Source organism: Gallaecimonas pentaromativorans (assembly GCF_003751625.1).
Taxonomy (GTDB): Bacteria; Pseudomonadota; Gammaproteobacteria; order Enterobacterales; family Gallaecimonadaceae; genus Gallaecimonas; species Gallaecimonas pentaromativorans.
In genome coordinates this window covers 63183-77274 of record NZ_RJUL01000006.1, presented here as the reverse complement: position 1 = coordinate 77274, position 14092 = coordinate 63183, and the positions used below count along the sequence as shown (strand labels likewise).

The window sequence follows — 14092 nt, the reverse complement described above, 5'->3', positions numbered from 1 at the left end:
CCGTCATGCGTCGCCAGTTTTTCTCTCTAAGCCACCTTAGCGCCGGCTTTGTGGCGGTGGTGGTGGGCTTTACCAGTTCGGTGGCCATTATCTTCCAGGCCGCCAGGGCCGCTGGCGCCAATGAAGGGCAGATAAGCTCGTGGATCTTGGCGCTGGGCCTGGGCATGGCGCTCACCTCCGCCGGCTTTTCCCTGCGCTACAAGGTGCCGGTGTTAACCGCCTGGTCCACCCCGGGAGCGGCGCTGCTGGTTACCGCTCTCAGTGGCCATAGCCTTGCTGAGGCCTATGGCGCCTTTGTGGTGTCGGCGCTGCTTATTCTTGCCAGCGGCCTGACCGGCTGGTTTGAAAAGGTGATGGACCGCATTCCCATGCCCCTTGCCAACGCCATGCTGGCCGGCATTTTGGTGCAATTTGGCACCGGTATCTTTACCGAGCTGGCAGCCAGCCCCTGGCTGGTGGGGGGGATGCTGCTGGTGTATTTACCGGCTAAAAGGTGGCTGCCTCGCTATGCCATGTTGCTGGTACTGCTGGTGGGAGTGGGGTTGGCGCTGCTATTGGGGTTATTTCACGGCCCGGCCCTTAGCCTCACCTTGGCTACCCCCCAGTGGGTAACGCCGCAGTTCACTCTTTCGGGCATCCTCGGGGTGGCGCTGCCGCTCTTTTTGGTGACCATGGCTTCCCAAAACCTACCTGGCGTCGCGGTACTTCGCAGCCACCGCTTTGAGGTGCCCATCTCCAAGGTGCTGACCGGCACCGGCCTTGTTAATCTGCTGTTGGCCCCCTTTGGCGGCTTTGCCTTTAACCTTGCCGCCATAACCGCTGCCATCTGCATGGGAGAAGAGGCCGGGCAAGAGCCGCGCCAGCGCTACAAGGCCGCCGTTGCCGCCGGCGTTTTTTACCTGCTGGCCGGGCTCTTTGGCGCCAGTATCGTTGCGCTTTTTGCCGCCATGCCCAAGGCGCTGGTGATGGCCCTGGCCGGTTTGGCGCTGCTGGGCACCATTGCCGGCAGCCTCAAAGGGGCGCTAGCCGATAGCGCCAGCACCGAGCCGGCCCTTATCACCTTTTTGGTAACCGCCTCCGGGATGTCGCTTTGGGGTATTGGCAGCGCCTTTTGGGGGCTGGTGATAGGCGGCCTTAGCCTGGTGTTTTTCAGCCGCCGCTAAGGGCCGCGCCAAGGGCCGAGAAGTAATCGGCAAATGCCATGGCGCAGCGGCGCCGATGCTCGCCTTGTGGGAAGGCGCCCTGTTTGGCGGCCGTGCTTTTTTGGGTACCGCTCACCAGGTAATGGTTGGTTATCTCGGCGCTGTCTTGCACCCAGGATTCAAAGGCTCGGGCCAGAAGCTCGGTGGGCTGGCTGAAATAGAGGCTTGAGCGCTGCTCATCAAGAGCGATGGCGCGGCGCACGTAATCGCTGGGTTCCATGGCGTCGCGACTTAGCAGCACCGTTTGTAACAGGGCGCTCAGTTTTTGATTCAAGGGGTGAGGGTGCTGGCGGCGCTCGGTCAGCCACAGGTGCGAGGCCAATTCCCGAGGCCCGGCGTCAGGGTAGAGATGGCGGGCGATGTGGTGGTCAAAGGCATGCCAAAACTCATGGGCAAGGGCGCCGGCTCCGGCGTTTTTAGCCAGGGCTAGGATGCGGGTGGCGGGCTCGTAATGGGCCTGCACGTTGCGCTGGCCCCTTGTGCCAAAAGCCAGTTGCAGATTGCCTCTTAGCCCAAGAAGCTCTGGTGGCACCTTCATCACCCAGGCCAAGTCGGCCAGGGCATCGAATACCAGATTGGCTGCCAACTGCTGCTCTTCGCTGCTAACCCAGGCCCCCACCTTCACGCCCGCCAGGGCAAACTGCGCCCGCACCTCGGCAAAGCTGCGGTCCTCTCCCATACGGTAATCCGGGCCACGCCTAAAGAAGGGGCGGCTGATGCGCGAGGGCTCCATCACCCCTTCAGACCTGCCTTTGGCAGGAAAAAGACCTTGTAAAACATCTGGGTATTTTTCCTTGGTTTGCCAGCAAAGTTGTGGCGCCTTGCTATAACTAGTTGGGGATTTAACAAAGTGAAAACATGGAACGCATCAGCTTACCTCAACGCCTGACCGTTGCCCAGACACCCGAACTGTGGGGTTCATGGAAAGGTTTTCAAAAACAAGAGCTTGTAGTTGACGTGAAGGATGTGCATCAGGTGGATGTCGCTGGATTGCAACTGCTGTTGAAACTGAAACTGGCCAATCAACTGACCTGGGAAGCCCACTCCGACGCCTTGTATCAGGCGGCCAGCCTGGCTGGCGTCGAGGCCATGCTTGCCCTGCCAGGCCAACAAGAGGGACAGTCATGACCCGGATCCTTGCTGCCGACGACTCCGCTTCTATCCGCGAAATGGTGCAATTTACCCTGGAAAGTGCTGGCTTTGACGTGCAATGCGCCGAAGACGGCGCCAAGGCACTGGAGCTGGCCAGGGTCAGCCAGTATGACGTGGTGATCTCCGACGTCAACATGCCCAACCTGGACGGCATTGGCCTGACCAAGGCCCTAAGGGCGCTGCCCGGCTACCAATTTACCCCCATTCTTATCCTCACCACTGAAAGCTCGGCCGAGAAAAAGGCCGAGGGTAAAGGCGCCGGCGCCACCGGCTGGATAGTCAAACCCTTCAACCCCGATACCCTGCTAAAAACCGTCAACAAGGTACGATAGAGGCCGCAATGGAACTGGACATGGAGCGTTTTCGCCAGATCTTCTTACAAGAGTGCGCAGAGAACCTGGATGTACTGGAAGCCGAATTGCTGGCCATGGAAGCCGGCCTTACCGATGACGACGCCATCAACAAAGTCTTCCGCGCCGCCCATTCCATCAAGGGCGGGGCAGGGACCTTTGGCCTAGGTGAGATGAGCCGCTTTACCCATCATCTCGAAACCCTGCTCGATGAGCTGCGTAGCCACAAGCGCCAGCCAACCCCAGCACTGGTGGCCTTGATGCTAAAAGCCACCGATGTGATTGCCAGGATGCGCGACGATGCCGCCGCCGGTGGCACCGGCCAAAGCCCGGATGCCGCCTCGGTCAGTGCGCAGCTCGAAGCGGCGCTGGGGGCCGCAGACTCTGAAGTGGCCGCTGCCACGGCGGAGCCCTTAGACGACGGCCACAGCCCCTGGCAACTGGTGTTTACTCCCTACAGCGATATTCTTGCCAGCGGTAATGACCCGGTGCGGCTGCTGCGTGAACTGGCCGAGCTTGGCCTGGTGGCCAGCCAGTGCAATTTCGGCAAGCTCTATGACGACGATTTTGACCCCCAGCTTTGTTACCTGAGCTGGACCTTGACCGGCCCGGGAGACATTGCCCGCCAAGACATCATCGAGATTTTCGACTGGGTGGAAGACGAGTGCGACGTTGTGCTGACTCGCCAGGCGCCAACGGCGCAAAGCGGCGCCGCGCTTGCCGAGCCGCAGGCAGAGGCCCCGGAAGTGGCGCCTGCCGCAACCGCTAGCGCAATCTCAGCCTCAGCCGACAAAACCGCGCCCGCCCGGGCCGTGGCCGCCGAGCAAAGTATCCGCATTGATATTCGCAAGATTGACCAACTCATCAACCTGGTTGGCGAGCTGGTTATTACCCAGTCGATGCTGGCATCCCTTGAAGGCATTGACGGGCTTGATACCCAGGAGCGCTTTGCCAAGGGATTGTCGCTTTTAAAAAACAACACCAAGGCGCTGCAAGAGAGTGTGCTTGGCATACGCATGCTGCCCATCAGCTTTGCCTTTAACCGTTTTCCGAGGTTGGTCAGGGACATCAGCCAGCAGTTGGGTAAAGAGGTGAACCTCAAACTGGTTGGGGAGCAGACCGAGCTGGATAAAACCGTGCTTGAGCGCATTACCGACCCTCTTGTGCACATGGTGCGAAACGCCCTTGACCACGGCATTGAGACCCCGGAGCTTCGCTGCCAAAAGGGCAAGGCGCCCGGCGGCACCCTGACCCTATCGGCCCGCCACGAAGGGGGCAATGTGGTTATCGACATCCAGGATGACGGCGCAGGCCTTAGCCGCGACAAGCTCTGGCAAAAGGCTTGCGAAAAAGCGCTGCCGTTGACCCGTGACCGGCGCCTTGACGAGCTCAGTGACGCCCAGGTGTTCGACCTTATCTTTGCGCCGGGCTTTTCCACGGCAGCAGCGGTATCCGACCTTTCCGGGCGCGGGGTCGGCATGGATGTGGTCAAACGCAATATCAGCGAGTTGGGAGGCTCGGTGGAGATCCAGTCCCAGCTTGGCCGCGGCACCCTGTTTCGCATCCGTCTGCCGCTCACCATGGCCATCCTCGACGGCCAGTTGGTGGCGGTGGGAGAAGAGCTTTTTGTCATTCCCCTTATCAACATTGTCGAATCGTTGAAACTGGACCCGCAATGCCTGTTAAAAGCCGGCGGTGGCGTGGTGTTTTACCAGCTTCGCCAGCAGATGCTGCCGGTGCTGTGGCTCTCGCAGCTGCTGGGCACCCGGGGCGAGCCGGGGGCGATGCCGCTTTTGTGCGTAGTGGAAGCGGCCGGGCGCAAACTGGGGCTGGTGGTGGATGCCCTGTTGGCGCAGCAGCAGGTGGTCATCAAGTCGTTGGAGCAGAACTTTCGGCGTCTGCCCGGCATCTCTGGCGCTACCATCCTCGGCGATGGCCAAGTCTGCCTTATCCTCGATGTTCCGGCCCTGGTTGCCCTGCATGTGGGCCAGCAGGGCGACAGTGACGCCATCAGCGCCGCCTAGGAGGCCATATGGAATGCCTGACCTTCGTACTTGGCAATGAACGTTTCGCGGTGGATATCCTGCGAGTGAGGGAAATTCGCGTGTGGTCGGCGCCAACCCGGCTGCCGGCTGTCCCCGACTACGTGTGCGGGGTGATAAACCTTCGCGGCATGATAGTGCCCATCCTCGACCTTCGGCTGCGCTTTGGTATTGGCTCAGCCGAGGTAGATGCCAATACCGTGACCTTGATCCTCGGCAACGGTGAAGAGCGGTTGATGGGGCTGGTGGTGGACGCGGTGGCCGATGTTTTAAGCCTTGCCGGCCAGGACGCGGTGCCAGCGCGCCTTAGCGGCCACAACAGCGTATTGCCGTTTTTAGACACCCTTATTCGCCACCAGGGCCAGGTGATCGCGGTGTTGGATGTCGACGCCCTGATGGATCTTGACTCCCTGCCTTGCCAGGAGGGCGACCATGCAGCCTGAATTACTGACCTTTCTTTGCGCCAATGAGCTGTTTGCCCTGCCCATCTCGGTGGTGCGGGAGATTCGCGGCTGGCAAAAAACGCGCAAGGTACCCGATGCCCCCCGCCACCTTTTAGGGCTGGTGATGCTGCGAGACGAACCGATGCCGGTGGTGGATCTCGGTTGGCGCCTGGGCCTTGGCCAGACAACTATCGACACCACCACCGTGGTGATTGTGGTGCAGCAGCCACAAGGGCCGCTGCTGGGCTTGGTGGTGGACGCCGTGGCCGATGTGGTGCAACCCGGCGATACCCAACTCAAAGCGCCGCCCCCCATGGGTAAACAGCTTATCCAGGGCGCCATCAAAGGCGTCATGGCCATCAACGACGACATGCTGCTGCTGTTGGATGTTCAGCATCTTTTTGATCTTGACGAGATCTTCACGCTGGTCGACAGCGCCCTCTCAGAGGAGGAGAGTCCCTCATGTCCGTAACCGTATCCATCAAAAAACTCGGTCAACTGTTCTCTCGCCAAAGTGGCCGCCTGGGCTCCCGGCGGGACGACGACAAAGGCATCAGCAAGGCCCACCTCAAGGCGGCGCTGGACTCCACCCAGACCGCCATGATGATTGTCGACAGAGACCTTCGCATCACCTACTTCAACCGCCAGAGCCTGGAGCTTTTCAAAAAGAACGAAAGGGTGTTTCAAAGCATCTGGCCGGATTTTCGGGCCAGCAACGATTTTCTGATGGGCCGCTGCATCGACGGCTTTCACAAGGAGCCGGCCCACCAGCGCAAGCTGCTGAGCGATCCGAACAATTTGCCGTATCAAACCGACATCACCATCGGGCCGCTCAAGCTTGAGCTGACCGTAGGCGCCATCATGGACGGCGACGGCCAGTACGTGGGCTCAAGCCTCGAGTGGGCCGATGTCACCGGGCTTCGGCGCCAGGAAGGGGACATCGCCAGGCTGCGCTCCACCGTTGATCAGGTACAGACTGCGATTGTCACCATTGACCGGGATTTTCTCATTACCTATGTCAACCAGTCGTCCCTGGACCTTTTTACCAGCCACCAGGACAAATTCCGTAAGGTCTGGCCCGATTTCAAGGCCGAGACAAGCTGGTTGATGGGCCGCTGCATCGACGAGTTTCACCAGCGCCCGGAGCACCAGCGCAAGCTGCTGGCCAATCCTGACAACCTGCCGTATCGCACCGATATTCGCATCGACGATGTGCTGATTGAGCTCAATGTCTCCACCATCTTTGATGCCAAAGGCGGCTATATCGGTAACACCCTGGAGTGGCGGGACGTAACCGCCGAGCGGGCCCGGCAGCTGGAAGTGGGGCGGTTGACCTCGGCGGTAATGGGCATGACCACCAACCTGATGATGGCGGACTTGGACGGGCGCATCGTTTTTATGAACCCCTCATTGGAGAAACTGCTCAAAAGCCGTGAAGCGGCGCTTGCCCAGATCTTCCCGGGCTTTGAAGTGGCCAAACTGCTCGGCGAGAACATCGACTGCTTCCACAAAAACCCGCGCCACCAGCGCGGCATCATCAACGACCCCGACCGCCTGCCGCACAGCGCCAATATCCGGGTTGGCGAGCTGGAGTTTGAGCTTATTGTGATCGCTATGCGCGACGGCGGCGGCAAGCATATCGGCACCGCCGTGCAGTGGCTGGATATCACCGAGGTGCAGGACGCCCAGCGCCAGGTGGCGTCGCTGATTGCCAAGGCTACCGAAGGCGAGCTGACCGAGCGCATCAATGTCTCCCAATACCAGGGCTTTATGAAAAACCTGGGGGAGGGCATTAACAGCCTCCTCGAAGCCATCGTGACCCCTATCAGCGACAGCATCGAAGTGATGAGTGCCATGGCCCAGGGGGATTTGAACCAAACCATGTCAGACCGCTTTGGCGGCGAATTCGGCCGCTTGGCAACAGCGGTCAATACCTCCATTGAGAACCTTCGGGACATGGTGGCACAAATCAACACCGCCTCCGCCAAGGTGACCAATGCTTCCACCGAAATCGCCCAGGGCAACAACGACTTGTCACAACGCACCGAAGAGCAGGCCTCCAGCCTCGAAGAAACTGCCGCCAGCATGGAAGAGCTCTCTGCCCAGGTGAAAAACAGCGCCGACAACGCGCGGCTGGCAAGCCGCCAGGCCCAGGAGGCCATGGGCCGCGCCCGTGACGGCGGCGAAGTGGTCACCCAGGCGGTTGGCGCCATGACCGAAATCGAAAGCGCCAGCCGCAAAATCGCCGACATTATCGGCGTGATTGACGAGATAGCCTTCCAGACCAACCTGCTGGCCCTTAACGCCGCCGTGGAAGCGGCCCGCGCCGGTGAGCAGGGCCGCGGCTTTGCGGTGGTGGCCTCGGAGGTGCGTAACTTGGCGCAGCGCAGCGCCGGCGCCGCCAAGGAAATCAAGGCCCTGATTCAAGACTCGGTGGCCAAGGTGTCTCAGGGCTCCAAGCTGGTGGGCGACTCTGGGCACAGGTTGACCGAAATCGTCACCGCCGTTGAAGAAGTCACCAAACTGATGAAGGAAATCGACATCGCCAGCCAGGAGCAGGCCACCGGCATCGATGAAGTCACCCGCGCCGTTACCCAGATGGATGAAATGACTCAGCAAAACGCCGCCTTGGTGGAAGAAGCGGCCGCTTCGTCCGAGTCGCTACTGGATGAAGCGCGGCAGCTGGTGCAGCTGATGGCGTTTTTCAACGGCGAAATGCTTGAGCAAACCCCGCCGGTGGTGGCCGCCAAAAGAACGGCGCCTGCGGCCAAGGTCAAAGCCAAGGCCAGTGCCAGTAACGCTAAAACCAGCAAAGCCAAGCTGGCCGATGAGGGTGAGGAATGGGAAGCCTTCTAAACCCGGCTGACGGCTTTGCCTTTACCGCCGAGGATTTTGCCTTTGTGCGCAGCCGTATCTTCGATATGGCGGGAATTAGGCTGTCGGACCAAAAAGACAAAATGGTCTACAGCCGCCTTAGCCGGCGCATTCGCGAGTTGGGGCTGGGGGATTTCTCCCAGTACCTGCGCTTTTTGGACAGCAGCCGCGACGAGCAGGTCCATTTTGTTAATGCCCTGACCACCAACAAAACCCAGTTCTTTCGAGAAAGCCATCACTTTGATTTTCTGGCAGAACTGGCGGCGGGCCACAGTGAACCTCTACGGGTTTGGTCGGCCGCTTGCTCAACGGGCGAGGAGCCGTATTCCATTGCCGCGCAGCTGGTTGCCCTTGGCCGGGAGCAAGACCGTATCCTCGCCACCGATCTCAACACCCAGGTGCTCCATACCGCCGAGACCGGCTTTTACGACATCAACGAGGCGGCCAACATTCCGCCAGGCATCCTCAAGCAGACCTTTTTAAAAGGCACCGGCCGCCATAGCGGTTTGATGCAGCCCAGCCGGGCGCTCAGGGCAAGGGTGAGCTTTCGGCAACTCAACCTGATTGGCCCCTGGCCCTTCAAGCAGAGCTTTGATGTGATTTTTTGCCGCAACGTCATGATTTACTTTGATAAACCAACCCAAAACCGGCTGGTAACCCGCTTTTGCCAGCAGCTTAAACCGGGCGGCTACCTGCTACTGGGTCATGCCGAGGGGTTGGATAAAGCCCAGCGAGATTTTGTGTCTATCGGCAAGACCATTTACCAGAAGGTGGCCGGGTGACTGTGGCCGTTAATTGTTTTTTCGACCCCACCCGGCAACGACTGATGGTCAAGGTACTGCCGGGGGAGTTTTACGTTACCGGCGGCGAAGAGCTGGTGGCCACCACTTTGGGCTCCTGCGTTTGCGCCTGTATCTGGGACCCGGTGGCCAAGGTCGGCGGCCTTAACCACTTCATGTTGCCGGAAGACAAAGGCAGCATGGGGCCGCTGTCCCAAAGTAACCGGTATGGCGTTCATGCCATGGAGAGCCTTATCAACGGCCTGTTGCATCTCGGCGCTGCCCGCAGCCGGTTGCAGGTCAAGCTGGCTGGCGGCGGGCAGGTATTTGGACAAGGAAATGTCGGCGATATGAACGTGGATTTTGTCAAACGCTTTGTGGCCCGGGAGCGGCTGGCACTGGTGGGGGAATCCCTGGGGGGCCTTTACCCTCGCAAGGTACTTTTTGAGCCTGCGACCGGACTTGCCTGGATAAAGCAGCTTAAACGCCTGGCCAATGACACCTTGCAAGTAAGGGAAGAGGCGCTGGCTAAACGTGGCGCGGGCCAACCCAAGGCCGTGGAGCTGTTCTCATGATCAGGGTGCTGGTGGTGGACGATTCGCAGCTGATGCGGGCCCTTATCAGCGACATTCTGGAAAAGGACCCGGACATCACCGTGGTGGGGGAGGCGGCCGACCCTTTCGAGGCCCGCGATGCCATCAAGGCACTAAAGCCCGATGTGCTGACCCTCGATATCGAAATGCCGAAAATGAACGGCCTGGCCTTTTTAAAAAACCTGATGCGGCTAAGGCCGATGCCGGTGGTGATGGTCTCAACTCTGACTCAGCACGGCGCCGATGTGACCCTCGAAGCGCTGGAGCTGGGGGCCATCGATTACGTGCCTAAGCCCAGTGCCGGCGCTACCTCGGCGCTGGTGGCCTACAGCGAGCTCCTTAGGGACAAGGTCAAGGCGGCGGCGTCTGCCAACCTGCAGCAGCAGCGCAGCCTGCCCAATAGGGCTACCTTCGGCATCAACACCCGCAAACTCGACGCCATCTTGATTGGCGCCAGCACCGGCGGCACCGAAGCGGTAAAAAGGGTGTTGTGCCAGTGGCCGGCCACCATGCCACCCATTCTTATCGTTCAGCATATCCGTCCCTTCTTCTCCAGCGCCTTTACCCGCCACCTCGATAGCCTGACCCCCCTCGATGTCGCCGAACTGGAGCGGGACACCGCCATCAAAGCCGGTGAGGTGTGGGTGGCCCCCGGTGACCGGCACATGCGACTGGTGCGTAAAAACGGCAAGCTGGTGGCCCAGGTTTTTGACGACGAACCGGTCGGCCGCCACCGCCCGGCGGTGGACGTGCTCTTTGCCAGCGCCGCCAGCGCCGGCCCCAGTAAGATGCTGGCGCTGCTGCTGACCGGCATGGGCCGCGACGGCGCCGACGGCATGCTGGCGCTCAAAAACGGCGGCGCCACCACCTGGGTGCAGGATGAAGCAAGCTCGGTGGTGTGGGGCATGCCAAGGGCGGCTTGGGAGCTGGGGGCCGCAAGTGCCCAGGGGGATTTGGACACCCTGGCGGCCCGCACCTTGGAGCTGCTCAAAGCCTAGAACAGCTCCACGTCGTCGTCTTCGGCCTGAGGGGGCGGGGCGGTGGCCTGCTCCAGGGCGATGGCGGTCTTGGCGGCATCGAGCATGGTTTTGAGCCGCACCTGCAGCTCGCGCAAATCTCCTTCGGTATCGCGCAAGGTCTCGGCGCCTTTTTCGATTAGGCCGCTGAAAAAGGCCTCCTGCTGCTCGTTGAGTTCCAAGATGTGAAAGCTCATGCGAATTTCGTTGTTGAGATCGCCAATCAGGCTTTCCAGGCGCTTGTCGTATTGGCGAATGGTATCGGCTAGTTCAGTCATAGAGTGCTGCAAGGCATCGACCATGTTGGACATGGTGCGCTGGCGATGCAGGTCACGCCATTTAGCCTCCATCCCTTCCACCAGTACTGCCACCACGTCCCGTAGCTTGCCCGATTCCACGTCATCCTGGGGCATGTCTTTAACCAAAAAGGACACATGCTGGTCGTTGACCATCAACCGGCTCTGAAAGGGGTAGAGCCTGCCTTCGCTTATCAGCAGCCTGAAGATGTTCTGCTCTATGGGGCTGACCGGCTGGCGGCAAGGCCCGAAAAAGAGCAGCTCGTCGTCTTTGTGAAAACACAGGCTCGCCTTGAAGGCAAAAAAATCGGTGGCGGCGAAAAACAAATCCGCCAGCTGCTCCTCGTTCTGGCAGGCCATCAGTTTTTTCAGAAACTGGGTAATAAAGCCGTACTGGGAGGCCTCCTTCATGGAGGCAAAGGCCATGGCCCGGGACTTGGCTTCCTTTTCACTCAAGCGCTTTTTGCTGGCCAGGTATTGGCTGCAATGCTCGACCCTTGCCACAAATTCGGCCACCGCAAAGGGCTTGGCGATAAAATCCGCCGCCCCTGCCTGCCAGGCCTGAATGCGTTTTTCCATGTCGCTGTGGCCTGAGACAAAAATCACCGCCCGGTGCTCTGCCACCAGCTTGGGGGCCAGGCTAATGCCGTCTTCGTCGGGCAGGGACAAGTCCAAGATGATGATGTCCGGGTCCAGCTCCTCACAATAGGCCTGGGCCTCGGTGGCATTGGCAACGGCGGCCAGGCGGGCGGCTTTGCCGTCTAGGATCTCCAGGGCCAGTTCGCGAAATTGGGGGTCGTCATCCACGACAAGAATGTGGTTGTCCATAAGCTTCCCGTTTGTTGAGCAGAGTAACCAGATAGCCCAGCAGCCGGGTCACAGACACCGGTTTGCTTAGCCGCGGCAGGTGAGCCAGGTGCGGCGGCACTGAAAATACAAAACCGGACATCAGCAACACCGGCTTGCCCGGCTGGCAGCGCATAAAGGCTTCGGCCAGTTCAAAACCAGACAGCCCCGGCATTTCCACGTCGCAAAGCAGCAGATCAAAGGCGGTGTCGGCCATGGCCTTTTGTGCTTTCAAGGGGTCGTCAAAAGCACTGATGGCAAAGCCGCGTAGGCTCAGTTGGTCGGTTATCACCTGCAACAAGTCGTTCTCGTCGTCCACCAACAGCAGCTTTTTGCCTTTGAGGGCGTCGAGGTGGCGGTCATCCGCTTGTGGCCGCGGCTGGCCGCTGGTGCTTTGCGGCAGCCAGATATGAATTTGGGTGCCTTGGCCAGGCTCGGATCGCACCTGCAGGTAGCCTTTTGAGCGTTTGACAAAGCCATAGACCATAGACAGCCCAAGCCCCGTGCCCTGGCCTTTGGGCTTGGTGGTAAAAAAGGGGTCGAGAATTTTGTCCATGATGGCGGGCGCAATGCCTTCGCCGTCGTCGCTGACCCCAAATTCGACGTAGGAGCCCGGTTTGATTTCAGCTTCCAGGCCCGGAATATGGCTACCCAGCAGCACCGGCATGCAACTAAGGCGGATGGTGCCTTTGTCGCCAATGGCATCCCGGGCGTTGATGGCAAGGTTAACGATGGCGTCGGTAAAATCGCCTCGGTCCACCTTCACCGAGCCGCTTTGGGTATCTAGCTCAATCTCCAGGGCAATGTGTTTGCCAAGGCTGGGGGACAGCAGCTCTTCTGCCTCCAGCAGCAGCTGATAGGCTTCCACCTGTTCGTTGTTGACCGGCTCCTGGCGGGAAAACTGGGTCAGGCGGCGGGTGAGGGTGGAGGCGCGGCTGGCGGCCTTGAGGGCTTTGTCGACACTTCGCATGCCCGGGTGTTCGGCGTCCAAGCGCCCGGCCAGCAGCTCCAGATTGCCTTGGATGATGCCAATGATGTTGTTGAAATCATGGGCAATGCCCGACACCAACTGGCCAATCAACTCCATGCGTTGGTTGTGGGCCAGCAGCCGCTCGGTGCGGCGCTGCTCGGTGGTGTCGCGCAGGATAACCAGCCGGTAGGCCGCCTGCCCTGGCCTTATCAGCGGCGTGTGAATCAGTTGCAGGCTGTCGTCCGGGGCGCGCCGGGGGCTGAGCTCGAGGCTTTCGCCTTCGGTTTCCATCAGCTCAAGGGGCGCTCTGACGAAAAAATCCCCCGGAAAGGGCATGTCCACCAAGCTGTGGCTGGGGCCGGCCAATAGCTCCTTGGCGGCGCCGTTGGCTTCTTTAACCCGCAGCTGGCCGTTTTGCTGGTGCAAAAACAGCAGCCCAAGGCTTGCTTGGTCGAAGGCTTGCTCGTAAAGCCGCAGCCTGTCCTCGCTGGCGCGCCGCGCCGACACGTCGTTGACGATCACCACAAAGCCGTCGTGCTGCATCTCGTGGTAGATGGGGGTAATGGAGAGGTTAAGCCAGATAGGGGTGCCGTCTTTTCGGTAATTGAGCAGGTCGCCCTGGAACAGTTGGTGCCTCTCCATGGCCTGGCCAACCCGCTCCAAGGTCGCCGGATCGGTACCGGTGCCGGCCAGAAAATCCCGGGGCCGCTTTTGGTAGAGATCGTCCAGGCCATAGCCGGTGAGCCGCTCGAAGGCCGAGTTGAGCCATTCCACCCGGCGCTGCTTGTCGCAAATCAGGGCGCCGCTGGCGGTTTGGGCAGCCACCAGTGCCAGGCGGTGCATCTTGGCCTGGCTTTGCTGGTGGTGGGTGATGTCTTGGACCACCCCGAATACGTCGGTGACGGCGCCGCCATCGCTGCTGACCGACACCCCTTTGACGCTGACGCGCCGCCACTGGCCGTCGGCCCGCTGGATGCGCCCTTGGAACTGGCGGCGCACCGGCCCGGCGGTCACTTCGGCCATCAAGGCGCGCAGCTGGGGCTGATCCTCGGGGTGATAGTGGCTCAGGGTATCGTCCAGGGTTACCGGGTGGCTGGGGGGCAGGCCGTGAATTTGATAGATCTGGGGCGACCAGAAAAAACGGTTGTCCCGCAGCTGCCAGTGCCAATACCCAATGCCGCACAGCTCGTCAGCCATCTGCAAAAGGGTGCTGTCGCGCCCGGCAAGGGTGGTCATCACCTGCAACTGCACCTGCTGGTTATCGACAATGGCCGACAGCCAGTGGTGGTGATGCTCGTCTTGGGATTCCAGTACCGCCTGGTTGTGGCTGGCCAGTTGCAGGCGAAGGGCCCGCAGCACGGCCGTGGCATGGCTTTGAAAGCATTGGCGAAAGAAGGATTTGACCGATAAGGTCCGGGGCTGGCCGTCTTGCTCGAGGCAAACCGATGGCTGGCCCGGTTGCCAGCGCAAGGTAATGAGTTTAGGGAAGAGGCCCGCCATCGCATTCCGTTCCTTGGGATCTGAGCCAA

At 60.3% G+C, this 14092-nt stretch carries 13 protein-coding genes; 10 read left to right on the top strand and 3 right to left on the bottom strand.

The window, feature by feature from the left end; genetic code table 11:
• Positions 1–5: 5 nt before the first annotated feature.
• On the top strand, positions 6–1163 hold the full coding sequence (locus tag EDC28_RS11810) for a benzoate/H(+) symporter BenE family transporter (protein WP_123421734.1): 1158 nt from the start codon (positions 6–8) through the stop codon (positions 1161–1163).
• Here EDC28_RS11810 and EDC28_RS11805 read toward each other — a convergent pair.
• Positions 1150–1881: a CLCA_X family protein gene (locus EDC28_RS11805; protein WP_244946587.1), complete on the bottom strand. Its 732-nt coding sequence runs from the start codon at positions 1879–1881 to the stop codon at positions 1150–1152. The two genes, EDC28_RS11810 and EDC28_RS11805, sit on opposite strands and share 14 nt — an antisense overlap.
• A 179-nt stretch (positions 1882–2060) precedes the next feature.
• On the opposite strand from EDC28_RS11805, the gene EDC28_RS11800 reads away from it, so the two are divergent.
• The 9 genes from EDC28_RS11800 to EDC28_RS11760 are packed head-to-tail and all read left to right on the top strand — an operon-like array spanning position 2061 to position 10433.
• Positions 2061–2330: an STAS domain-containing protein gene (locus EDC28_RS11800; RefSeq protein WP_123421732.1), complete on the top strand. Its 270-nt coding sequence runs from the start codon at positions 2061–2063 to the stop codon at positions 2328–2330.
• On the top strand, positions 2327–2686 hold the full coding sequence (locus EDC28_RS11795; protein ID WP_123421731.1) for a response regulator: 360 nt from the start codon (positions 2327–2329) through the stop codon (positions 2684–2686). Before EDC28_RS11800 ends, EDC28_RS11795 begins: the two co-directional genes overlap by 4 nt.
• A gap of 8 nt (positions 2687–2694) precedes the next feature.
• Positions 2695–4728, top strand: a complete 2034-nt coding sequence (locus tag EDC28_RS11790) for a chemotaxis protein CheA (RefSeq protein WP_050659975.1) — start codon at positions 2695–2697, stop codon at positions 4726–4728.
• An 8-nt stretch (positions 4729–4736) separates the two neighbouring features.
• Positions 4737–5189 carry a chemotaxis protein CheW gene (locus EDC28_RS11785; RefSeq protein ID WP_050659976.1) on the top strand — a complete coding sequence of 151 codons (453 nt, stop codon included), beginning with the start codon at positions 4737–4739 and terminating at the stop codon, positions 5187–5189.
• The gene (locus tag EDC28_RS11780) at positions 5179–5661 is read left to right on the top strand and encodes a chemotaxis protein CheW (protein WP_050659977.1); all 483 of its coding nucleotides are present in this window, start codon (positions 5179–5181) and stop codon (positions 5659–5661) included. Before EDC28_RS11785 ends, EDC28_RS11780 begins: the two co-directional genes overlap by 11 nt.
• A complete protein-coding gene (aer2, locus tag EDC28_RS11775) occupies positions 5652–8045 on the top strand; it encodes an aerotaxis transducer Aer2 (RefSeq protein ID WP_123421730.1) in 2394 nt (797 codons plus the stop codon). The genes EDC28_RS11780 and aer2 overlap by 10 nt, the downstream gene beginning before the upstream one ends.
• Complete coding sequence (locus EDC28_RS11770; RefSeq protein ID WP_123421729.1) at positions 8030–8845, top strand: CheR family methyltransferase; 816 nt, start codon at positions 8030–8032, stop codon at positions 8843–8845. Before aer2 ends, EDC28_RS11770 begins: the two co-directional genes overlap by 16 nt.
• Positions 8842–9417, top strand: a complete 576-nt coding sequence (locus tag EDC28_RS11765) for a hypothetical protein (RefSeq protein WP_050659980.1) — start codon at positions 8842–8844, stop codon at positions 9415–9417. The genes EDC28_RS11770 and EDC28_RS11765 overlap by 4 nt, the downstream gene beginning before the upstream one ends.
• Positions 9414–10433 (top strand): protein-glutamate methylesterase/protein-glutamine glutaminase, encoded by a 1020-nt coding sequence (locus EDC28_RS11760; RefSeq protein ID WP_123421728.1) that lies wholly within the window; start codon positions 9414–9416, stop codon positions 10431–10433. Before EDC28_RS11765 ends, EDC28_RS11760 begins: the two co-directional genes overlap by 4 nt.
• Here EDC28_RS11760 and EDC28_RS11755 read toward each other — a convergent pair.
• Positions 10430–11575, bottom strand: coding sequence for a response regulator (locus EDC28_RS11755; protein WP_050659982.1), 1146 nt, complete (start codon positions 11573–11575; stop codon positions 10430–10432). The genes EDC28_RS11760 and EDC28_RS11755 overlap by 4 nt on opposite strands.
• Positions 11547–14063, bottom strand: coding sequence for a hybrid sensor histidine kinase/response regulator (locus EDC28_RS11750; protein ID WP_123421727.1), 2517 nt, complete (start codon positions 14061–14063; stop codon positions 11547–11549). Before EDC28_RS11750 ends, EDC28_RS11755 begins: the two co-directional genes overlap by 29 nt.
• Positions 14064–14092: the final 29 nt, after the last annotated feature.